Origin of the sequence: Streptomyces sp. CHD11 (assembly GCF_018638295.1) — a bacterium.
In the GTDB taxonomy this organism is placed as follows: Bacteria; Actinomycetota; Actinomycetes; order Streptomycetales; family Streptomycetaceae; genus Streptomyces.
In genome coordinates, this window is record NZ_JABTTS010000036.1 from 37,097 (window position 1) to 57,156 (window position 20,060).

Below are 20,060 nucleotides of genomic sequence, written 5' to 3' on the forward strand. Positions count from 1 at the left end.
GGTGGGGGCCGGGGTGGCCGGGGTGGGAGACGCGTCGGAAGGCGTTTCGGGCAGCCCGTCGGACGCCGTCTCGCGGGGCCGTTCGGGTTCGGGCCCGTCGCTTCCGCGCGGGGGTGAAGTGGTGGTGGCCACGGGCCGGGTGCACCTCCGGATGCGCGCGCGAAAGAACGGGGCCGCTCGGGTCCCCGGCCCTCTCGTACGGAGAACACGGCCCCCGTGTTCAGTCGTCGTCTGGAACCACCCGCCACGATGAGGCAGTCTCTTCCCCTGTGGTGAGCCTCCTTCCCAACCCCGCCCCGCCCAGCGACCCTTCCGCGCACATGGTGGTGTGCGGGGACGACGGGCTCGCGCACCGGCTCGCGGGCGAACTGCGCGGTGTCTACCGCGAACAGGTGATCCTCGTGGTGCCCCCGGCCGGCCGCAGTGTGCGGCAGCCGATGACCGGGCGGGCCCGTGCGGCCTCCGCGGCCCTGCTCGACCGGGTCGTGACCGCGGTCAACCGGGGCAACGGCGGGTCCGACGACACCCTGGTGCCCGGTGAACGGGTGATGGAGGCCGCCGAGCCGACCGAGCGCGTGCTCGACGAGGCCGGCGTGGCGCGGGCCGCCGCGCTGGCGCTGGTGTACGACGACGACGAGACCAACATCCGGGCCGCGCTGACCGCCCGCCGCCTCAACCCCCGGCTGAGGCTCGTCCTGCGGCTCTACAACCGGCGGCTGGGGCAGTACATCGAGGAACTGCTCGATCAGGCCGCCGATGTGAGTGGCGGCGTGGTCGCGGGAGCCGACGTCTCCACCACCGTGCTGTCCGACGCCGACACGGCCGCGCCCTCGCTGGTCGCCACCGCCCTGGTCGGCACCAGCAAGGTCGTCGACGCGGAGGGGCTGCTGCTGCGGGCCGTGGAGCGCCGGCCGCCGGCGCCGGGCGAGGTGGCCGACCCGGGGCTCTGCACCCTGGCGCTGCTGTCCGCCACGAGCAACGACCCGGCCGGCGCCGAGGGTTCGGAGGACAGCGGCGACCAGGGGCCGCGTCTGCTGCCCGACGCGGCTGCGGTGGCGGCCGCCACCGGGCGGGGCACGATGGTTCTGGAGCAGTTGTCCTACTCCGGGCCGCCGCTGCCGGCCCGGCGGGGCGGGCCGCCGTTCGCCTCGCTGTTCTCCAGGCGGCTGCGCTGGTCGCTCGCCGGGCTGGTGGCGGCCGTGATCGCGCTCGCCGTGGCGCTGACGGTGGTGACACCGGACAGTCCGCTGCACGCCACCTACGTCACGCTGCTGGACCTGTTCGCGATCAACGAGCCCGCACACCACGAGTCCACCGGCCGGCAGATCCTGCAACTGCTCTCCCTGCTCGTCGGGCTGCTGCTGCTCCCGGTGCTGCTGGCGGCGGTACTGGAAGCGCTGGGGACGTTCCGCACGGCGTCGGCCCTGCGCAAGCCCCCGCGCGGGCTGAGCGGGCATGTGGTGCTGCTCGGACTGGGCAAGATCGGCACCCGGGTGCTGACACAGCTGCGGGAACTGCACATCCCGGTGGTGTGCGTCGAGGCGGACCCGGAGGCGCGCGGGATGGCCGCCGCCCGCCGGCTCCGGGTGCCGGTGGTGCTCGGAGACGTCACGCAGGAGGGCGTGCTGGAGTCCGCGAAGATCCATCGCGCGGACGCGCTGCTCGCGCTGACCAGCGAGGACGCCACCAACCTGGAGGCCGTGCTGTACGCGCGCTCCGTGCGGCAGGATCTGCGGGCGGTGCTGCGGCTGTACGACGACGACTTCGCGAAGGCGGTGTACCGGACGCTGCGGACGGCCCACCCGGACGCGCTGACACGCAGCCGCAGTGTGACGCACCTGGCGGCGCCGGCCTTCGCCGGGGCGATGATGGGGCGCCAGATCCTGGGGGCGATCCCGGTGGAACGGCGGGTGCTGCTGTTCGCCGCGGTGGTCGTGGACGGGCACCCGCAGCTGGAGGGCCGGACGGTGGGGGAGGCGTTCCGCGCGGGGGCGTGGCGGGTGCTGGCGCTGGACACGGCGGCGCGCGGGGATGCGGCGGTGGCGGACGCGCGGGGGTCGGGACTGGTGTGGGACCTGCCGGACACCTACGTGCTGCGGGCGGGGGACCGGGTGGTCCTGGCGGCGACCCGGCGCGGGCTGGCGGAGTTGCTGGGGCGGCGGACGCGTAGCGCCACCTGACCGGCGCCCGGAACGAGGGCGAGCGGGGCGAGGGCGGGCGGGGCGAGGGCGGGCGGGGTGAGCGCTCCACCCGCCCGCGCTCCAGAAGGCCCCCGCGCCCGCACGGGCGCCCGGCACATCACTGGGGCGAGGGCGGGCTTCACCGGCCCACGCCCGAGGGGGCGCCTCCCCCGGGGACCGCCCGTGCCGTCACGCCGCCCAGGGGGCCGGGCACCCCGCTCCGAGGCGGCACGACGTCCCGCGCGGCCGGGAAGCCGCGGGAGCGGCGCCGGGCCCCGGCGGGACCCCACGCCGCCGGGGTCCGGCGGAGGCCGCGGTCACGCCGGGAGGTGTCTCCTGGCGAAGTCGAGCTCCAGGTGGATCTGTTTGATGCGTTCGTCGACCACCAGGGAGCCGTGACCGGCGTCGTAGCGGTAGACCTCGTGGACCGCGTCGCGGGATTCGAGGCGCTTGACGTAGTTCTCGATCTGCTGGATCGGACAACGGGGGTCGTTGACGCCCGCGGAGATGTAGACCGGGGCCGTCACCCGGTCGACGTAGGTGAGGGGGGACGACGCCTCGAAACGCTCCGGGACCTCCTCCGGGGTGCCGCCGAGCAGCGTACGGTCCATCGCCTTCAGCGCTTCCATCTCGTCGTGGTACGCCGTGACGTAGTCGGCGACCGGGACGACCGCGATGCCCATCGCCCACGTGTCCGGCTGCGTGCCCAGGCCGAGCAGGGTGAGGTAGCCGCCCCAGGAACCGCCGGTGAGGATCAGCCGGGCGGGGTCCGAAAGGCCGGAGCCGACCGCCCACTCCCGCACCGCGGCGATGTCCTCGAGCTCGATCAGGCCCACCCGGTGCTTCAGGGCGTCGGTCCAGGCGCGCCCGTACCCCGTGGAGCCCCGGTAGTTGACCCGGACCACCGCGTAGCCGTGGTCGACCCAGGCCGCCGGGCCCGCCGCGAAGGAGTCGCTGTCGTGCCAGGTGGGGCCGCCGTGGATGTCGAAGACGGTGGGCAGCGGTCCGGTCGCGCCGGCCGGCTTCTGGACCAGGGCGTGGATACGGCCGCCGGGCCCCTCCACCCACACGTCCTCCACGGGCACCGACCCGGGCGACTTCATCCCGGGCGGGTCGAGGACCACGCCGCCCGTGGTGGACCGCACCGCCGGCGGCTGCGCCGCCCACGACCACAGGTACTCCACGCTGCCGTCGGGGCGGGCCGTGGCGCCCGAGACCGCGCCGCGCGGGGTGGGGATCCTCACCAGCCGGCGCTCGGTCAGGTCGTAGCGGAACAGCTCGCCGCGGGCCTCGAAACCGTGCGCCACGAGCAGCCCGGTGCCGTCCGGGTACCACTCGGCGCTGACGTCGCCGGGCAGGTCCAGCGCGAGGTCCGTCTCCTTCCCCGTCGCCACGTCCCACACCAGGGGCTCCCAGCGTCCGCGCCGCTGGTGCCCGACGAGCAGCCGGGTGTCGCCGGCGACCGGCGCGAAGCCCAGTACCTCCAGGCCGGACTCCCGGGTGCCGCCCGCGGTGTCGTCGAGTTCGGCGACGGTCGTCCCGTCGGGGCGCATCACCCGCAGCGCGGAGTGCATCGCGTCCCCGTGCTCGGTGTGCTCCACGGCGATCAGCGAACCGTCGTAGGAGAGGTCGCCGACGCCCGCCGACTCACGGTGCCGGTACAGCTCCACGGGTGGCTCGCCGGTGCGCGCGAGGTGGATCGTCGTACCGTCCTCGTCGGTGGAACGGCCCACCACCGCCGTCCGGCCGTCCCTGCCGAGCGCGAGACCGGCGGGGTAGGACGGGTCCAGGCCCGGTGCCGCGAGCTCGTCCTCACCGCCCGGGAACCGCTGCCGGCGCCAGACGCCGAACTCGTCGCCGTCCTTGTCGTCGAACCACCAGATCCACTCGCCGTCCGGGGAGAGCACGCCGTCCGTCGTGCCGTTGGGCCGGTGGGTCACCTGACGCTGCTCGTCCGTCGAGCGGTCCCACGCGTACAGCTCGTACGTCCCGGTCGCGTTCGACACGAACAGGGAGCGCTCCGGGGCGTCCTCCGCCCAGTCGGGCAGCGACACCCGGGGCGCCCGGAAGCGCTTCTCCCAGTCGGGCATGCCCGCGCCCTGTTCCACTCGCTCGGTCTGGTGGTCCGCCCGGCCCGGCGCGTCGGACCCGTTGCTCACAGTCATGAGCCCATACTGCCCGTCCGGCGGGCATTCCGGCGACACGGTCGCCGGCCCTGTGGACAACCTCCACCGGATCCGTCACCGTCTCCGCACCCACCGTTTCCCTCCGCAGGTCGGGACGGGCGGCCCGCGGGCGCCGGCGTCCGCGGGCGCGGGCCCGACCCCGCGGGCGGGGAACCGGGCGCGGGCCCGTACCGTTGGGGGTGTGTACCGGTTTCTGCTGACGCCCCGCTGGTGGGGGATCAACGTCTTCCTGCTGCTGTCCATCCCCTTCTGCATCTTCATGGGGTCCTGGCAGCTGGGCCGGTTCGAGGACCGGGTGGACAGCCACCGCGACGCCGAGGAGCGCGTCGCCACCGACCAGCGGGAGCAGCCCAGGCCGCTGGACGGCCTGCTGCCCGTGACCAAGGCCACCTCCGGCAAGCAGACCACCGCCAGCGGCCGCTACGACACCCAGCTGCTGGTGCCCGACCGGCAGCTGGACGGTGCGGACGGCTACTACGTCCTCACCCTGCTGCGCACCGACACCGGCCGCGCGCTGCCCGTCGTACGGGGCTGGCTGCCCGGCACCGCCGACCCGGCCGAGGTGCCCGCCGCCCCCACCGGTGAGGTGACCGTCACCGGCGCGCTCCAGGCGTCCGAGACCCCGGGGAGCAACGGCGTCAGCTCCCGCAGCGGCCTGCCCGAGGGCCAGACGGCCGCGATCAGCACGGCCTCGCTGGTGAACCTGGTGCCGTACGACGTGTACGACGCCTGGATCACGCTCAACCGCGGGGACCCGGGGATGCGGGCGGTACCGGCGTCCGCGCCGGGCGGCACCGGGCTGGACCTGAAGGCGTTCCAGAATCTGGGCTACACCGCCGAGTGGTTCGCCTTCGTCGGGTTCGTCATCTTCATGTGGTTCCGTCTGCTGCGCCGCGAGGTGGAACTCGCCCGCGACGCGGAACTGGGCCTGGCCGCGGAGGAATCGGAAGGGGACGGGGCCGGGAGTGCCGGCGACGACGTCCCCCGTCAGGCCACCGGCGTCAGCAGCCCCGTCCAGTAGACCGTCCCCGCGCAGGCGTTGCTCACCGTCGTGGTGGCCGAACTCGTCCCCGTCGACGCCGTGTACGTCACCGCCACGCTGCCCTCGGTCCCGCCGTCCTCCCGGAGCAGCTGGGTGGCCGTGCCGTCCTCCGCACCCGCGGACGCGCCGCCGGTCGACGTCGGAGGGGCGCTGGAGGACGGGTCGGGCGTGGGCCCGCCGGTAGTGCCGCCCGTGGGGTCGCCCGGGGTGGGGCACGTCTCGGAGGGCACCCAGGCGAACCGCACCTCGTAGGCCGCGCCCGGCTCGAGCACCAGCCGCGCCGCCTCCTGGGAGGGGTCGGGCAGACCGGCCGCCGCGTCCCCCGCCACATGCCGCGCCGTGCCCACCCCGGCGGTGGAGGCCGCGCCCTGCGGGGTCACGCTCACCCCTCCGGCGCCCTCGACGGCGCAGTCGGCGGAGGAGACGTTGGCGACCCGGAAGGAGCCGTAGACCGTGCCCGTCGATTCGGGGGCGGCGCTGCTCGCGGCCGCCGGTCCGAGCTGTGCGGCGGTGCAGGCGCGCACCGCGTCGGAGACGCCGGCCGTGGGGTCGGCCCCCTCGGTCGCGCCGGCGCCGGAGCCGGTACTCGCGCCGCCCTTGTCCTCGCCCCTCTTGTCGCCCTTGCCGCCCGCGTCCACCTGCTCGGAGGCGCCGCCCGCGGTGCTGTCGCCGCCGCCCGGGTCCTCGCCCTCTCCGGCGCCGCCCTGCGTCTGCGAGGCGTGGCCGACGGCGGAGGGGTTGGCGTCGGCGCCGGAAGTGCCGGAGACGTGCACGGCCGCCGGGACCGCCGTACCGAGGAAGAGGGCCGCGGCGGCCACGCCGACGAGGGCCTGACGCTTGCGTGCCCGGCGGGCGGGGACGGCCCGGCGCAGCTGCTCCAGGGCGCCGTCGCCCGGCTCCACCCCGCGCACCGCCTGGTGCAGCAGCGCGCGCAGTTCCAGCTCGTCCGAGTCGAGCCCTTCCGGACTGCGGTCGTCCAGGCCGTGGTTCACTGTTCCGTTCCCCGTGTGCGTGTGCGTCAGCTCTTGCTCGTACGGCGCCCCGGGGCCGCGCGGCGGTGCGGACCCGTCCTCGGACTCCCGGGCGCCTGCGGACTCCCGGGCGCCGTCCGCCTCCTGCCCCGCGCCGGGCTCGCCCCCGCCCGCGGGACCTCCGGCGCCCACCGGCGCCGGGCCGTCTCCGGGTTCCCGGGCCGCCTCGGACCCCGGCCCGGCGTCGGACGTCCTCTCGCCCTCGGACTCCTGTGCCCCTCCAGCCGCGTGCGCCGTACCGGACCCCTGCGCGCCGCCGGACTCCGGGCCGGCGTCGGGTTCCGGGCCGGCGTCGGACTCGGGCCCGGCGTCGGGTTCCGGCACGACCTCGGACTCCGGCCCCCTGTCCGGCCCCGTCCCCGCCTCCGGCGCCCGCGGACCTTCCGGCTCGCGCTCCTCACGCCGCGCGTTTGCGCCGTCGCTCATGCCGACGCCCCCATGGCGATCCGCAGCGCCGCGATGCCGCGTGAGCCGTACGCCTTCACCGAGCCCAGTGAGATGCCGAGCGTCTCGGCGACCTGCGCCTCGGTCATGTCCGCGAAGTAGCGCAGCACCAGCACCTCGCGCTGGCGGCGCTGGAGGTTCTTCATCGCCTTGATCAGGGAGTCGCGCTCCAGCTGGTCGTAGGCACCCTCCTCCGCGCTCGCCATGTCGGGCATGGGCTTGGGGAGCAGCTTGAGGCCGAGGATGCGGCGGCGCAGCGCGGAGCGGGAGAGGTTGACGACGGTCTGGCGCAGATAGGCCAGGGTCTTCTCCGGATCCCGGACGCGTTTGCGGGCGGAGTGGACGCGGATGAACGCCTCCTGGACGACGTCCTCGCAGGAGGCGGTGTCGTCGAGGAGCAGGGCCGCGAGTCCCAGGAGCGAGCGGTAGTGCGCGCGGTAGGTCTCGGTGAGCTGGTCGACGGTGGTGCCGGCCGTGACGGCGCCGTCCGCGCCGTCACGCTGACCTGGGACGCGGGTGGGGCGCGCTGCGGGCATGGGCGCGATCACCGGCATGCCGCCGCCGGGCGCGCCGGACGTGCGGGGTCGGAGCGCCTGGCGAGGCGGTCGGAGAACGGTGCCACGCGGCGCTGTGAAGTCGAGTACCTCAGCCACGCCAGTTGGACACGCTTCCCCCCGTAAGGGTTGTACAGGCCGGGCGTCACGTTTGCGGCTACCGGTTCCAGCGGCCGGCCGCCCGCGTCAGGCAGCATCACCGACAGCACATCAAAGGCCCTCATGCGTCCCGCTCTTCCCCTGTGCTCCATATGAACGGGCGCCCCCACACCCGGTTCCAGACGTCCCCACGCCTGAAAGGCCGCGTCCCCACGACCCGGAAGGGTGACCGCAAAGACGCTCCCCGCCCTGCGCGTGGTTGCGGAGGGCGGGGAGGTAAATCCTCGGACAAGTCCTGGTGCCATCTTCGATCGCCGGACCTGCAGGTTCAAGTGGTCCCGACCGAGAATCCGGTGCACAGGGCTTACACAGATCCTACAAACGAATCCTCTGCGATCCAGAACTTTTTACAGTTCAACGACCAGGAGTTCGGCGATCTGCGCGGTGTTGAGGGCCGCCCCCTTGCGGAGGTTGTCACCGCACACGAACAGCTCCAGCGCCGTGGGGTCGTCCAGGGCCCGTCGTACCCGCCCGACCCACGTCGGGTCGGTGCCGACGACATCGGCGGGGGTGGGGAACTCCCCCGCCGCCGGATTGTCGAAGAGGACGACGCCGGGTGCGGTGGCGATGATCTCCCGCGCCCTGTCGACGGTGACCTCGCCCTCGAAACGGGCGTGCACGGTGAGGGAGTGGGTGGTGACCACCGGGACGCGAACACAGGTGACGGCCACCGGGAGGGTGGGCAGGCCCAGGATCTTGCGGGACTCGTCCCGGACCTTCATCTCCTCCGAGGACCAGCCGTCCCCGCGGTACGACCCGGCCCACGGGACCACGTTCAGCGCGACAGGCTCCGGGAAGGGCCCGGTGTTGTCCCCCACGGCGCGCCGCACGTCACCGGGGCTGGTGCCCAGTTCGGTGCCGGCGACCAGGGACATCTGTGCGCGCAGGGTCCGCACGCCCTCGTGTCCGGCGCCGCTGACCGCCTGGTACGAGGAGACGACCAGCTCGCGCAGGCCGAACTCGGCGTGCAGCGCGCCGAGCGCGACGATCATCGACAGGGTGGTGCAGTTCGGGTTGGCGATGATCCCGCGCGGGCGCGTGCGGACCGCGTGCGGGTTGACCTCGGGCACCACGAGCGGCACGTCCGGGTCCATGCGGAAGGCGCCGGAGTTGTCGACGACCACCGCGCCCCGGGCGGCGGCGACGGGCGCCCACCGCTCGGCGACCTCGTCGGGTACGTCGAACATCGCGACGTCGACCCCGTCGAAGGCCTCCTCGGTGAGCGCGACGACCTCGGTCTCCTCTCCGCGCACGGTCAGCTTGCGGCCGGCCGAGCGCGGGGAGGCGATGAGCCGGATCTCGCCCCAGACGTCCGCCCGCTGGGACAGGATCTGGAGCATGACCGTGCCGACGGCCCCGGTCGCTCCCACGACCGCGAGCGTCGGCCGACCCGGACGTCCGGGCCTTGCGGTGCCGGTCATCAGCGGCCGGTGCCTCCGTAGACCACGGCCTCGTCACTGTCGGAGTCCAGTCCGAAGGCGGAGTGCACGGCACGGACGGCCTCGGGCACGTCGTCCTTGCGGGTGACGACGGAGATCCGGATCTCGGAGGTCGAGATCAGCTCGATGTTCACGCCCGCGTCGCTGAGCGCCGTGAAGAAGTCGGCCGTGACGCCCGGGTTGGTCTTCATTCCCGCGCCGACCAGGGAGATCTTGCCGATCTGATCGTCGTAGCGCAGGGAGTCGAAGCCGATGGCGCCCTTGTTCCGTTCCAGGGCCTCGATGGCCTTGCGGCCCTCGGTCTCCGGGAGGGTGAAGGAGATGTCCGTCAGTCCGGTGGACGCGGCGGACACGTTCTGCACGACCATGTCGAGGTTGATCTGGGCGTCGGCGATCGTGCGGAAGATCGAAGCCGCCTCGCCGGGCTTGTCCGGCACACCGACGACCGTGACCTTGGCCTCGGACGTGTCGTGTGCGACACCGGAGATGAGAGCCTGCTCCACCTGCTTGTCCCCTTGCTTCATCGGCTCGCTGCTGACCCACGTGCCCTGCAGTCCGCTGAAGGACGAGCGGACGTGGATCGGGATGTTGTACCGGCGGGCGTACTCCACACAGCGGTGGAGGAGCACCTTGGAGCCGGAGGCCGCCAGTTCGAGCATGTCCTCGAACGAGATCCAGTCGATCTTCTTGGCCTTGGTCACCACACGCGGGTCGGCGGTGAACACACCGTCGACGTCCGTGTAGATCTCGCACACCTCGGCGTCGAGCGCGGCGGCGAGGGCGACGGCGGTGGTGTCGGAGCCGCCGCGGCCGAGTGTGGTGATGTCCTTGGAATCCTGGCTGACGCCCTGGAAGCCGGCGACGATGGCGATGTTGCCCTGGTCCACCGAGGTCTTGATCCGGCCCGGCGTGACATCGATGATGCGGGCTTTGTTGTGTACGGAGTCGGTGATGACACCTGCCTGGCTGCCGGTGAAGCTCTGGGCGTTGTGACCCAGGTTCTTGATCGCCATGGCCAGCAGGGCCATGGAGATCCGCTCTCCGGCGGTCAGCAGCATGTCGAGCTCGCGCCCGGCAGGGATCGGGGAAACCTGCTCCGCGAGATCGATCAGCTCGTCCGTCGTGTCGCCCATCGCGGAAACCACGGCGACCACCTGGTGGCCGTTCTTCTTGGCTTCCACGATCCTCTTGGCGACGCGCTTGATGCCTTCGGCATCGGCTACGGAGGAGCCTCCGTACTTCTGCACGACAAGGCCCACGTGCGCTCCTCGCTCATTCCGTCGTTTTCCACAGTCCGCACACACCTGTGTGCGCCGCGGTCGGTTCAGTCTATCGAGCGTCCGAAAAACCCCTCCGCGATATCGCATCGTGAGACTCCCGGCGCCCGTGCAGGGGGGCTCATGCCCATCCCGGCGCAACCCACTCGGAAAAGTGCCCCGCGTCACACCCACGCGGGCCGGCGAGGCCCTCGAGGGGTGCGGTGCCGAGCGGGATGCCCACCGGGCCGGGGAACGTCACGGGGCCCATGCGGTGGGCGGAACGCGCCCGTCAGGTGACCGGGCGCACGCCCAGTGGGGCGCCGATCTCCTCGGCCATGACCTTGCCCGCCTCGAACTCCAGGGTGTCGTCGCCCATGCCCTGGTCGGTGTCGAGGCCGTCGAGCTCGGCGAGGGGCTGGTTCAGGCGGACGTGCGCCACGACGGACTGGAGGGCGCGCAACGCCGCGGACGCCGTGGAGCCCCAGTTGGAGAAGTAGGAGAACTGCCACCACCACAGGGCCTCCGACGTACGGCCGGCCCGGTAGTGGACCATGCCGTGCCGGAGGTCGGTGATGATGTCGGTGAGGTCGTCGGAGATCCGGGCCGGGACGGGCGCCTTGCGGGGCTCGTAGGGGTCGAAGACCTCGGAGTAGACGTCGATCGGCTCGAGGAGACGGGCCAGGTTCTCGCGGAGCAGGTCCACGTCCGGCTCCGGACCCGGGTCGGGCTCGTACCGCTCGTCGGGGACGATGTCCTCGTGGGCGCCCAGACGGCCGCCGGCCAGCATCAGCTGGGAGACCTCCAGGAGGAGGAAGGGCACCGCCGAGTCCGGCTCGTCGCCCTTCGCGACCTCCGTGACGGCGACCAGGAAGCTCTCGATCTGGTCGGCGATCTGGACCGCGAAGTCGTCGGGGTTCTGGTGCGTCGCGTGCAGCGTGGCGTCAGACATCTAGGAGTCGTCTCCCCTCGAAGGCGCGGCCGAGCGTGACCTCGTCCGCGTATTCCAGGTCGCCGCCCACCGGGAGGCCGCTGGCCAGGCGGGTGACCTTCAGGCCCATGGGCTTGATCATGCGGGCGAGGTACGTCGCCGTGGCCTCGCCCTCGAGGTTCGGGTCCGTGGCCAGGATCAGCTCGGTGACCGTGCCGTCGGCGAGACGGGCCAGGAGTTCCCGTATCCGCAGATCGTCGGGGCCCACCCCGTCGATGGGGCTGATCGCGCCGCCGAGGACGTGGTAGCGGCCGCGGAACTCACGGGTGCGCTCGATCGCCACGACGTCCTTCGGCTCCTCCACGACACAGATCACCGCGGGGTCGCGGCGGACGTCGCGGCAGATGTTGCACAGCTCCTCCTGCGCGATGTTCCCGCACGTCGCGCAGAAGCGGACCTTCGCCTTGACCTCCATCAGCGCGTGCGCGAGGCGCCGCACGTCCGTCGGTTCCGCCTGGAGGATGTGGAAGGCGATCCGCTGCGCGCTCTTGGGACCGACGCCGGGCAACCGCCCGAGCTCGTCGATGAGGTCCTGGACCACGCCTTCGTACAACGGACTGCCGTCCCTTCCTGATGCTGCTTCAGTACGTACCGTAGAGGCCCGCGGGCCGTCTTAGAAAGGCTGGAAAGCCGGAAGGGTCAGAAGGGGAGACCGGGGATGCCGCCGCCGCCCAGACCCTGGGCCAGCGGGCCGAGCTTCTGCTGCTGCAGCGTCTGCGCGTTCTCGTTGGCCGCCTGGACCGCCGCGACGACCAGGTCCGCGAGGGTCTCGGTGTCCTCCGGGTCCACCGCCTTCGGGTCGATCTTCAGCGCGCGCAGTTCACCGGAGCCGGTGACGGTGGCCTTCACCAGACCGCCGCCCGCCTGGCCCTCGACCTCCGTACGCGCCAGTTCCTCCTGCGCCTGGGCCAGATCCTGCTGCATCTTCTGGGCCTGCTGGAGCAACTGCTGCATGTTGGGCTGGCCACCACCGGGGATCACGATTCAGCTCCTTGGTCGGTCCGTCGGTCAATCGGTCCATGGGTCAATCGGTCCATGGGTCCGTGGGTCCGTGGGGTTCGTGTTTCACGGTCCACGGCACACGGTTCTCGCGGTTTTGCCGTTCGGCACGAGCCTACGTGGTCGGGACAGCCGTCGCCCCAGCACTCTTTCGGGTGAGTCCTGACGAAGGCCCTATACCTGATCACGGCCTTCTTCCGGGGGAAAGAGCGCGCGAACCCCCGACGCCGCCACCCGTTGGGAGGTAGGAAGGGTCAAGCGCGTGAGCACTGTGTGTCACGCGCCATGTACGGACCGTACGCACGGGTGAGGGATCAGCAGGGAACCGCAGGGGTCGGCAGGGTCTGTTCAGTAGGGAGATACCGGGTGGGTCAGCCGGAGATGCAGCCCGAGGGTCGGTCTCAGGACCGGTGGGGCGAGGGGGCGGCCGGACCGTGGCCGGGCGATCCGGCCGGGCGGGAGTTCCCGCTCGGGAACTGGGGTGACCCGGCGACGCGGCTGGACGAGCTGTACCGGTGGGTGGAGCGCGGGGCGCTGGACACCGCCGCCTGGTACCTCGCGGACCGCGCGTGGAAGCGGCGGTGCGCGTGGACACTGCGGGCCGGGACGGCGGCGGGCGCGCTGACCGGGGCCGCGCTGCCGCTGCTCGATCTGACCGGGGTCGCCGACGGGTCCACAGCCTGGGGATATCTGGCGCTGCTGCTCGCGGTGGCGTGTGTCGCCGGGGACCGGTACTTCGGGATGACCTCCGGCTGGATGCGGGACCTCGCGACCGCGCAGGCGCTGCAGCGGCGGTTGCAGACGTTCCAGTTCGACTGGGCGTCGGAGTGCATCCGTGAGGTGCTGGGCCCGGCGGAGGGAACGGCGAGCGAGGCGGCCGAGCGGTGCCTCACGGTGCTGCGCCGGTTCTCGGAGGACGTGACCGAGCTGGTGCGGGTGGAGACGGCCGACTGGATGGTGGAGTTCCGCAGTGGGGGCGCGCCGCTGGGGGTGCGGACGGCGGTGGCGGGCGAAGGACGCCCGGAGAGCTCCCCCCCGCACGGCCGTTTCCCGGCGCCGCAGGGACCTGCCCGGCCGAACATGCCGAGGCAGCGCCCACCGGATCCCCGCTGACCCGGCACTGACGGGCCGGCCGCACCGGCACGCGACAAGTTCACCGAGTGTCCCCGTACGGACGGCCGGCCCGTCAGTCCCGGGTGTACGTGAGCTGTTCGCCGGTGCCGGTGTTGACGCGCTGGAGGGAGCCGCCGGGGAGCAGAACGATGCGGCTGGCGGCTCCCGGGGAGCAGGCGCCGCCCGGGCCCACCGTGACGGAGGACGGGCCGAGGTCCAGCCGGCCGCCGGAACTGCCGGTGAGCCGGGCCTCGAAGACGCAGTGGTAGGTGCCGTTGCCGGTGGGCCCGTCGGCGACGAGGGACATCACCGTGTCGCCGACCTCGCCCTGCCGCACGGTGAGCCTGCGGCTGTGCTGCCCGCTCGCGTTGTCGATGGTGGCGGACCAGTCGCCCAGGAACTCCGCGGGGACCGTGCCGTCCGCCGGCGCGGAGGTCTCCGGTCCCGGTGTCGCCGGCGGCTGCTTCGCGTCCGGTGTGCCCGAGGCCGGGTTCCGGGGCGCGTCGCTCGGCGTGGAGGACGCCGACGCGCCGCCCCCGGCGCGGTCGTCCTCGGCGCCACCGCTCATCAGCGCGTACACGGTGCCGCCGGCGGCGAGCGCGACGACTACCGCGATCACCACGAGCAGTGCGGTGGAACGGCTGTCCCGGCGCGGCTCGGACGCCGGCCCGTACGGCGGGGGTCCCTGCCCGTACGGGGACCCCTGACCGTACGGCGGCGTATGGCCGACGGCGCCGTAGCCGTTGTACGGGGGGACGTACGCCGGGGGCTGCGGGTGCTGATGTGCCTGGCCGTACGCGCCAGGGGCCGGGCCGGGTGGCGGAGTGGGGACGGCACTCGGGCCGTTCTGGACGTTCTGGCCGTTCTGGCCCGCGACGAGGGTGGGGAGGTGGTTCACCCCCGCGGGCGGGGGCTCGGCGGGCGGCGTCGCGGGGGGTGACGGCGCGGCGGAGTCGTCGGCGGCGCGGGCGTGTTCGGGGGCGGCTCCATGCCGCTCCGCACCGGACTCGCCGGAACGGGACTCTCCGGCGGCACGCTCCGGCCCCGGTGGCACCGGCTCCCCGGCGCCCGCCGCGCCGCCCGCCGCGGCCGGAGCCGCCGGCCCGTCCGGCGCGGGTGCCTCCGGGTCCTCCGCGTCGAGCAGCCGCACCGCGTGGCGGCCCAGCTGGGCGACCAGGGCACTCGGCAGCCAGGGGTCGCGGGAGCGGCCGCCGGTCACGGTGTCCTCCACGCCGGTGCGTTCCAGCACCTGGTCGAGCGTGGGCCGTGCCGCCGGGTCCTTGCGCAGACAGTCGCGTACGAGCTCGGCGAGCCCCTCGGGCACCCGCTCCAGGCCGGGTTCCTCCTGGGCGATGCGGAACATCAGGGCGTGCACACCGCTGTGGGCGGTGCCGAAGGGGAGTTCACCGGTCGCGGCGTAGGCGAGCACCGAGCCGAGGCAGAACACGTCGCAGGCGGGCGTGATCCGGTCGCCGCGCACCTGCTCGGGCGCCATGAATCCGGGCGAGCCGACGAGCGCCCCGGTGCGGGTGAGCCCGCCGTCGGTCACCGTCTCCAGCGCCCGCGCGATCCCGAAGTCGATGACCCGCGGACCGTCGATGGTGACCAGCACGTTGGACGGCTTGAGGTCGCGGTGGACCATCCCGGCGCGGTGGATGTCCTTCAGCGCGTGCGCGAGACCGGCGGCGAGGATCCGCACCGACCGCTCGGGCAGTGCCCCGTGGTCGTGGCCGACCACCTGCTGGAGGCTGGGGCCCGCGACGTAGCCGGTGGCGACCCAGGGCACGGGCGCCTCGGTGTCCGCGTCCAGCACCGGGGCCGTCCAGTCACCGCCGACCTGCCGGGCGGCCCGCACCTCCTGGCGGAAGCGTGCCCGGAACTCCTCCACCCGGGCCAGCTCCTCGCGGACCAGCTTCACGGCGACGGTGCGTCCCCGGTCGGAACGGGCGAGGTAGACCTCTCCCATCCCGCCGGCCCCGAGCCGCGCCAGCAACCGGTACGCCCCGATCCTCTGTGGATCCCCGGGCCCGATCTTGTCCATCGCCGCGTCGCCTCCCCCCTCAGTGAGCAACAGCCCGAGGATAGTGCGGGGCCGGTATCGGGTGAGCTGGGCGTTGTCTACGGTTGCGTAACAGGCGGGCCGAGTCTGTCAAGAACCCCGGACAGCCGTACTCCTTCTCGTACGCCCGTGTCAGCCGCTCGGCGAAGGCGGGGTCGCCGGGGTCGATCCGGCCGACCGCGGTGTACCCCGCGTCGGTCGGTGCGAGAAGTCCGGCGCGGCGGCGGGCGGGGTCGGGCCGGTAACCGCAGCACACTGTCAAGCGGCCTCGGGTGACCGCTGTGGACAACCTGTCGCGGAAAGCCGCCGACCGCAGACATGCCGCCGATGTCGCGCACCCGTCGCCCCCGCTTACCCTCGGCGGCATGACCCCTCAGCCGAACCCCGAGGCCGGCGCCGCCGTCAAGGCCGCCGACCGTGCGCATGTGTTCCACTCCTGGTCCGCGCAGGAGCTCATCGACCCGCTCGCCGTCGCCGGGGCGGAGGGGTCCTACTTCTGGGACTACGACGGCCGGCGCTATCTCGACTTCTCCAGCGGGCTGGTCTACACGAACGTCGGCTACCAGCATCCGGAGGTCGTCGCCGCGATCCAGGAGCAGGCGGCCCGGATGACGACGTTCGCGCCCGCGTTCGCCGTCGAGGCCCGCTCGGAGGCGGCCCGGCTGATCGCCGAGCGGACCCCCGGCGACCTGGACAAGATCTTCTTCACCAACGGCGGCGCCGACGCCGTCGAGCACGCCCTGCGCATGGCGCGGCTGCACACCGGGCGCCCCAAGGTCCTCTCCGCCTACCGCTCGTACCACGGCGGCACCCAGCAGGCCGTGAACGTCACCGGCGACCCCCGCCGCTGGGCCTCCGACAGCGGCACCGCCGGGGTCGTGCGCTTCTGGGCGCCGTTCCTGTACCGCTCGCGCTTCTACGCCGAGACGGAGGAGCAGGAGTGCGCGCGGGCCCTGGAGCATCTGGAGGCGACGATCGCCTTCGAGGGGCCGTCGACCATCGCCGCCGTCATCCTCGAGACGATCCCGGGCACGGCCGGGATCATGCCGCCGCCCGCCGGCTATCTCGCCGGGGTCCGCGAGTTGTGCGACACGTACGGCATCGTCCTCGTCCTCGACGAGGTCATGGCCGGGTTCGGGCGGACCGGCACGTGGTTCGCGGCGGACCTGTACGACGTCGTGCCGGACCTGATGACCTTCGCCAAGGGCGTGAACTCCGGCTATGTGCCGCTGGGCGGTGTCGCCCTCTCCGGGGCGATCGCCGAGACCTTCGCCACGCGGCCCTACCCGGGCGGACTGACGTACTCGGGGCACCCGCTGGCCTGCGCCGCCGCTGTCGCCACGATCAACGTGATGGCCCAGGAGGGCATCGTCGAGAACGCGGCGGCACTCGGCGCGTCCGTCGTCGGGCCGGGACTGCGGGAGCTGGCCGGGCGGCACCCCAGCGTGGGCGAGGTCCGTGGCGTCGGCATGTTCTGGGCGCTGGAGCTGGTGCGCGACCGGGAGACCCGGGAGCCGCTGGTGCCGTACAACGCGTCCGGGGAGGCGAACGCCCCGATGGCGGCCTTCGCCGCCGCCGCGAAGGAGGGCGGTGTCTGGCCCTTCGTCAACATGAACCGCACGCATGTGGTGCCGCCGTGCAACGCGAGCGAGGCCGAGCTGAAGGAGGGCCTGGCGGTGCTGGACGCGGCGCTGACCGTGGCGGACGGCTACGTGGCGTAACGGGCTGGGCGGGCCGGCGTGACCCGGCGGGAGAGCGGGCGCGAAGGTCCCCTCACTCCGCACCCGTTCGAACACTCCCCGCCTGATCCCACGGCGTAAGGTGGCGTGCCCGCGCACATGTGCGGGTACGCCGTTCGAACGCGATGAGGGAGACGCCCCGACCATGCCCGGCATCAGTGGCCATGGCGCCGTGACCCGCAGCACCCTGCGGCAGCAGATCGCCGACGCGCTCCGTGACGAGGTACTGGCCGGGCGGCTCCAGCCGGGGCAGGGGTTCACCGTCAAGGAGATCGCCGAGCAGTACGGCGTGTCCGCGACCCCGGTGCGGGAGGCGCTGGTCGACCTGTCGGCGCAGGGGCTGCTCGACGCGGACCAGCACCGCGGGTTCCATGTGCACGAGTACTCCGCCGACGACTTCCGCGGCATGATCGAGGCCCGCAGCCTGGTGATCGACGGGATGTTCCACGCCCTGAACAAGGGGCACCTGGCCGATCTCCGGCCGGACGAACCCCGGATCGCCGCCGCCCTCGCCGGGGTGCGCCGACGGGGCGAGGAGGCGCAGCGCGCCGCCCTGGCCGGCGAGGTCACCGTCCTCATCGGTTACGACCTGCGCTTCTGGCGCGAACTCGCGTCCGCGTACGGCAACCCCTATCTCACCGACTTCCTGCACCGGCTCCGCATCCAGGGGTGGGTGTACGCGGTGCAGCATCTGCGGCGTGCGCCCGACCTCCGGGGACGGCTGTGGTCCCGGCACACCGAACTGGTCGACGCGCTGGTGCGCCGTGACACCGAAACCGCCCGCCGCATCGTCGAGGCGTACAACGCGCACTCGCTGTCCGTGGTCGAAGGGCTGACAGCCGGTGCGGATGGGTAGGGGACCCGCACCACGGTCCGCGCGGGGGGAGCCGTCCGGCCCGGGCGCCGATACCCTTCCCTGGCCAGGACGACCTGACCAGAACCATCCGACCAGGACGACCGTCCCGACGACCGCGCGATGCGAGGAGCCCTCTTTTGGCCTGTGACCTGTGGCTGGTACCGCTCGTCGACGTGTTGTGCCACACGCCCGACAATCCGTTCGCCGACGAGCTCGCCCAGTACAACGCGGTACTCGCCGAGGCGGGACTGCCCCCGGTGCCGGTGTACCAGTACATGCCGGGACTGACCGGCGAGGTGGCCCCGGTCGCGGGATTCGACTACGACGCGCTGCACTTCCTGCGGCGTGTGTACCTGCTCCAGGTGTGCGGCCTCCCGGTGACGCCGGTGGACGAACTGGGCGGCGACTACGAGCAGTTGCTGGAGATGTTCGAGACGACGGCCCAGCAGTCGCATCTGGTCTGGCACTACGACCACGCCGGCGCCTACGTCCCCGTCGACTTCCCGCACCCCCTGGCCAGCGACGAACTCCTCGCCGGCGGCGGCCCGCTGGGTTCCTCCCACGCGCTGCTGCGCGAACTGGAACTCGTCGCCCCGTCCATCGGCGTCGACCCGGCGAACCCCCCGGCGGCCCCCGAGCCCCCGCGCGGACCGACGGAACTGGAGGAGCCGGCCGTCCCCGCCCCGTACGACCCCAGCCCCTTCGCCCGCGAGCGCCACGTCTGGCTGGGCCTGCACGCGGCGGCGACCCGGAGCCTGGCCCAGGGCTCGATGATCGTCTTCAGCTGATTTCGTCCCGGTCAGCCCAGTCCGGAGAGCCCCTTGCGCAGATCGTCCACGTTCATCACCGGGGTCATCTCGACCTCGGCGTTCATCTGCGAGAAGAACGGCTCACCCACCGGGGGCACCTCCGAGCTGTCCTGCATGTGGAGGACCAGCACCATCGTCCGGCGCCCGCCCAGCGGACCGAAGTAGGCCGCTTCCGGCTGCAGCCGGTCGAGGATCTCCTTGACCCGCTCGGGCATCTTCCCGCTGCGGAGCAACTCGTTCGACTTCTCGGTGTCCAGCGTCGCCTTGAGCATCACGCGCATCGCACTCACCCTCTTCCGTGTCGATGCGGCGTTCCCTTTCAGCCTATGCCCGGCCGGCGGATCGCGTGCGGCGCGTCAGGACGGGGCGAGTACGCAGAAGGCGTGGCCCTCCGGGTCGGCCAGGCACGTCCACGGGACGTCGCCCTGCCCGAGGTCGAGGTCGGTGGCGCCGAGGGCCCGCAGCCGGGCCGCCTCCGCCCCCTGATCGTCGCCGGGACGGGGCAGCAGGTCGAGATGGACGCGGTCCGCGGCCGCCGGCCCGCCGGGCGTCCGGAGGAACTCGAGATACGGCCCGGCACCGTCGGCGGAGCGCAGCACCGCGCTGCCGTCGGTCACCTCGTGCAGGGTCCAGTCCAGCGCCGCGTCCCAGAATCGGGCCATCGCCCGCGGATCCGCACAGTCGACCACCACGTCGGCGACCGGTCCGGTGCCCCGGTAGATCTCGCGGGGCTCCAGCACGCAGAACTCGTTGCCCTCCGGGTCGGCGAGGACCGTCCACGGGACGTCGCCCTGGCCCACGTCGGCGGGCGTCGCACCGAGCGTCCGCAGGCGTGCCACCAGCTCCGCCTGATGGGCGGCGGAGGTGGTGGCGAGGTCGAGGTGCACACGGTTCTTCGCCGCCGTCCCGGGTTCCGGGACGGGAACGACATCGATACCGAGGGCGACGGGGTCCGGCCGCACCAGCCCCCCGGCGGGCCCCACGCGGGTCGTCGCACCGGGGCTGTGGACACTCCAGCCCAGCGCCTCCGCCCAGAACCGGCCGACCGCCGGAGGGTCGACCGCCTTGATGTTCACCTGCACGGGTCGCAGCGCCATGCGGGAAAGCCCAGGTGCACCGGGTGCGCACCGGGGGGCGGCCGGGTGTACGAGCGGGCGGCGGCAGCGGTGCCGGACTCCGGGCCCCGGGGCGTGCTGCTCACCG

General features: G+C 73.1%; 17 protein-coding genes and 1 pseudogene. 6 read left to right on the forward strand and 12 right to left on the reverse strand.

Annotated elements, in window-relative coordinates:
- Positions 1 to 320 precede the first annotated feature (320 nt).
- Complete coding sequence (locus tag HTV45_RS29440; protein WP_215208960.1) at positions 321 to 2,180, forward strand: TrkA family potassium uptake protein; 1,860 nt, start codon at positions 321 to 323, stop codon at positions 2,178 to 2,180.
- A 317-nt stretch (positions 2,181 to 2,497) separates the two neighbouring features.
- Here the strand turns inward: HTV45_RS29440 and HTV45_RS29445 are convergent, their stop codons facing one another.
- Positions 2,498 to 4,345: a prolyl oligopeptidase family serine peptidase gene (locus HTV45_RS29445; RefSeq protein WP_215208940.1), complete on the reverse strand. Its 1,848-nt coding sequence runs from the start codon at positions 4,343 to 4,345 to the stop codon at positions 2,498 to 2,500.
- A gap of 202 nt (positions 4,346 to 4,547) precedes the next feature.
- On the opposite strand from HTV45_RS29445, the gene HTV45_RS29450 reads away from it, so the two are divergent.
- Positions 4,548 to 5,387: an SURF1 family protein gene (locus HTV45_RS29450; RefSeq protein WP_215208941.1), complete on the forward strand. Its 840-nt coding sequence runs from the start codon at positions 4,548 to 4,550 to the stop codon at positions 5,385 to 5,387.
- Here the strand turns inward: HTV45_RS29450 and HTV45_RS29455 are convergent.
- The 7 genes from HTV45_RS29455 to HTV45_RS29485 form a co-directional block, all read right to left on the reverse strand.
- Complete coding sequence (locus tag HTV45_RS29455; protein ID WP_251693015.1) at positions 5,354 to 6,865, reverse strand: hypothetical protein; 1,512 nt, start codon at positions 6,863 to 6,865, stop codon at positions 5,354 to 5,356. The genes HTV45_RS29450 and HTV45_RS29455 overlap by 34 nt on opposite strands.
- Complete coding sequence (locus tag HTV45_RS29460; RefSeq protein ID WP_251693017.1) at positions 6,862 to 7,437, reverse strand: SigE family RNA polymerase sigma factor; 576 nt, start codon at positions 7,435 to 7,437, stop codon at positions 6,862 to 6,864. Before HTV45_RS29460 ends, HTV45_RS29455 begins: the two co-directional genes overlap by 4 nt.
- A 506-nt stretch (positions 7,438 to 7,943) precedes the next feature.
- The gene (locus HTV45_RS29465) at positions 7,944 to 9,017 is read right to left on the reverse strand and encodes an aspartate-semialdehyde dehydrogenase (RefSeq protein WP_215208943.1); all 1,074 of its coding nucleotides are present in this window, start codon (positions 9,015 to 9,017) and stop codon (positions 7,944 to 7,946) included.
- Positions 9,017 to 10,294, reverse strand: coding sequence for an aspartate kinase (locus HTV45_RS29470; protein ID WP_215208944.1), 1,278 nt, complete (start codon positions 10,292 to 10,294; stop codon positions 9,017 to 9,019). Before HTV45_RS29470 ends, HTV45_RS29465 begins: the two co-directional genes overlap by 1 nt.
- Before the next feature lie 289 nt (positions 10,295 to 10,583).
- Positions 10,584 to 11,243, reverse strand: a complete 660-nt coding sequence (locus HTV45_RS29475; RefSeq protein WP_215208945.1) for a DUF5063 domain-containing protein — start codon at positions 11,241 to 11,243, stop codon at positions 10,584 to 10,586.
- Positions 11,236 to 11,835, reverse strand: coding sequence for a recombination mediator RecR (gene recR / locus HTV45_RS29480; RefSeq protein ID WP_215208946.1), 600 nt, complete (start codon positions 11,833 to 11,835; stop codon positions 11,236 to 11,238). The genes HTV45_RS29475 and recR overlap by 8 nt, the downstream gene beginning before the upstream one ends.
- 86 nt (positions 11,836 to 11,921) lie before the next feature.
- Positions 11,922 to 12,263, reverse strand: coding sequence for a YbaB/EbfC family nucleoid-associated protein (locus HTV45_RS29485; protein WP_190096373.1), 342 nt, complete (start codon positions 12,261 to 12,263; stop codon positions 11,922 to 11,924).
- Between the two features lie 384 nt (positions 12,264 to 12,647).
- Between HTV45_RS29485 and HTV45_RS29490 the strand changes: the two genes are divergently transcribed.
- Positions 12,648 to 13,394, forward strand: coding sequence for an SLATT domain-containing protein (locus tag HTV45_RS29490; RefSeq protein WP_215208947.1), 747 nt, complete (start codon positions 12,648 to 12,650; stop codon positions 13,392 to 13,394).
- A gap of 73 nt (positions 13,395 to 13,467) precedes the next feature.
- On the opposite strand, the gene HTV45_RS29495 is transcribed toward HTV45_RS29490, so the two are convergent.
- Positions 13,468 to 15,435: a serine/threonine-protein kinase gene (locus HTV45_RS29495; RefSeq protein ID WP_215208962.1), complete on the reverse strand. Its 1,968-nt coding sequence runs from the start codon at positions 15,433 to 15,435 to the stop codon at positions 13,468 to 13,470.
- A 77-nt stretch (positions 15,436 to 15,512) separates the two neighbouring features.
- Positions 15,513 to 15,697, reverse strand: a pseudogene (locus HTV45_RS34565) (MarR family transcriptional regulator); the annotation flags it as partial.
- Between the two features lie 121 nt (positions 15,698 to 15,818).
- Here HTV45_RS34565 and HTV45_RS29500 point away from each other — a divergent pair.
- From HTV45_RS29500 to HTV45_RS29510, 3 genes are all read left to right on the forward strand, one after another.
- Positions 15,819 to 17,174, forward strand: a complete 1,356-nt coding sequence (locus HTV45_RS29500) for an aspartate aminotransferase family protein (protein WP_215208948.1) — start codon at positions 15,819 to 15,821, stop codon at positions 17,172 to 17,174.
- A 163-nt stretch (positions 17,175 to 17,337) separates the two neighbouring features.
- A complete protein-coding gene (locus tag HTV45_RS29505; protein ID WP_215208949.1) occupies positions 17,338 to 18,048 on the forward strand; it encodes a GntR family transcriptional regulator in 711 nt (236 codons plus the stop codon).
- A gap of 137 nt (positions 18,049 to 18,185) precedes the next feature.
- Positions 18,186 to 18,836: a hypothetical protein gene (locus tag HTV45_RS29510; RefSeq protein ID WP_215208950.1), complete on the forward strand. Its 651-nt coding sequence runs from the start codon at positions 18,186 to 18,188 to the stop codon at positions 18,834 to 18,836.
- A gap of 11 nt (positions 18,837 to 18,847) precedes the next feature.
- Here HTV45_RS29510 and HTV45_RS29515 read toward each other — a convergent pair whose 3' ends face one another.
- Both HTV45_RS29515 and HTV45_RS29520 read right to left on the reverse strand, forming a co-directional pair.
- Complete coding sequence (locus HTV45_RS29515) at positions 18,848 to 19,138, reverse strand: hypothetical protein (RefSeq protein ID WP_215208951.1); 291 nt, start codon at positions 19,136 to 19,138, stop codon at positions 18,848 to 18,850.
- Between the two features lie 75 nt (positions 19,139 to 19,213).
- Positions 19,214 to 19,954 (reverse strand): VOC family protein, encoded by a 741-nt coding sequence (locus tag HTV45_RS29520; protein WP_215208952.1) that lies wholly within the window; start codon positions 19,952 to 19,954, stop codon positions 19,214 to 19,216.
- Between the last annotated feature and the right edge of the window lie 106 nt (positions 19,955 to 20,060).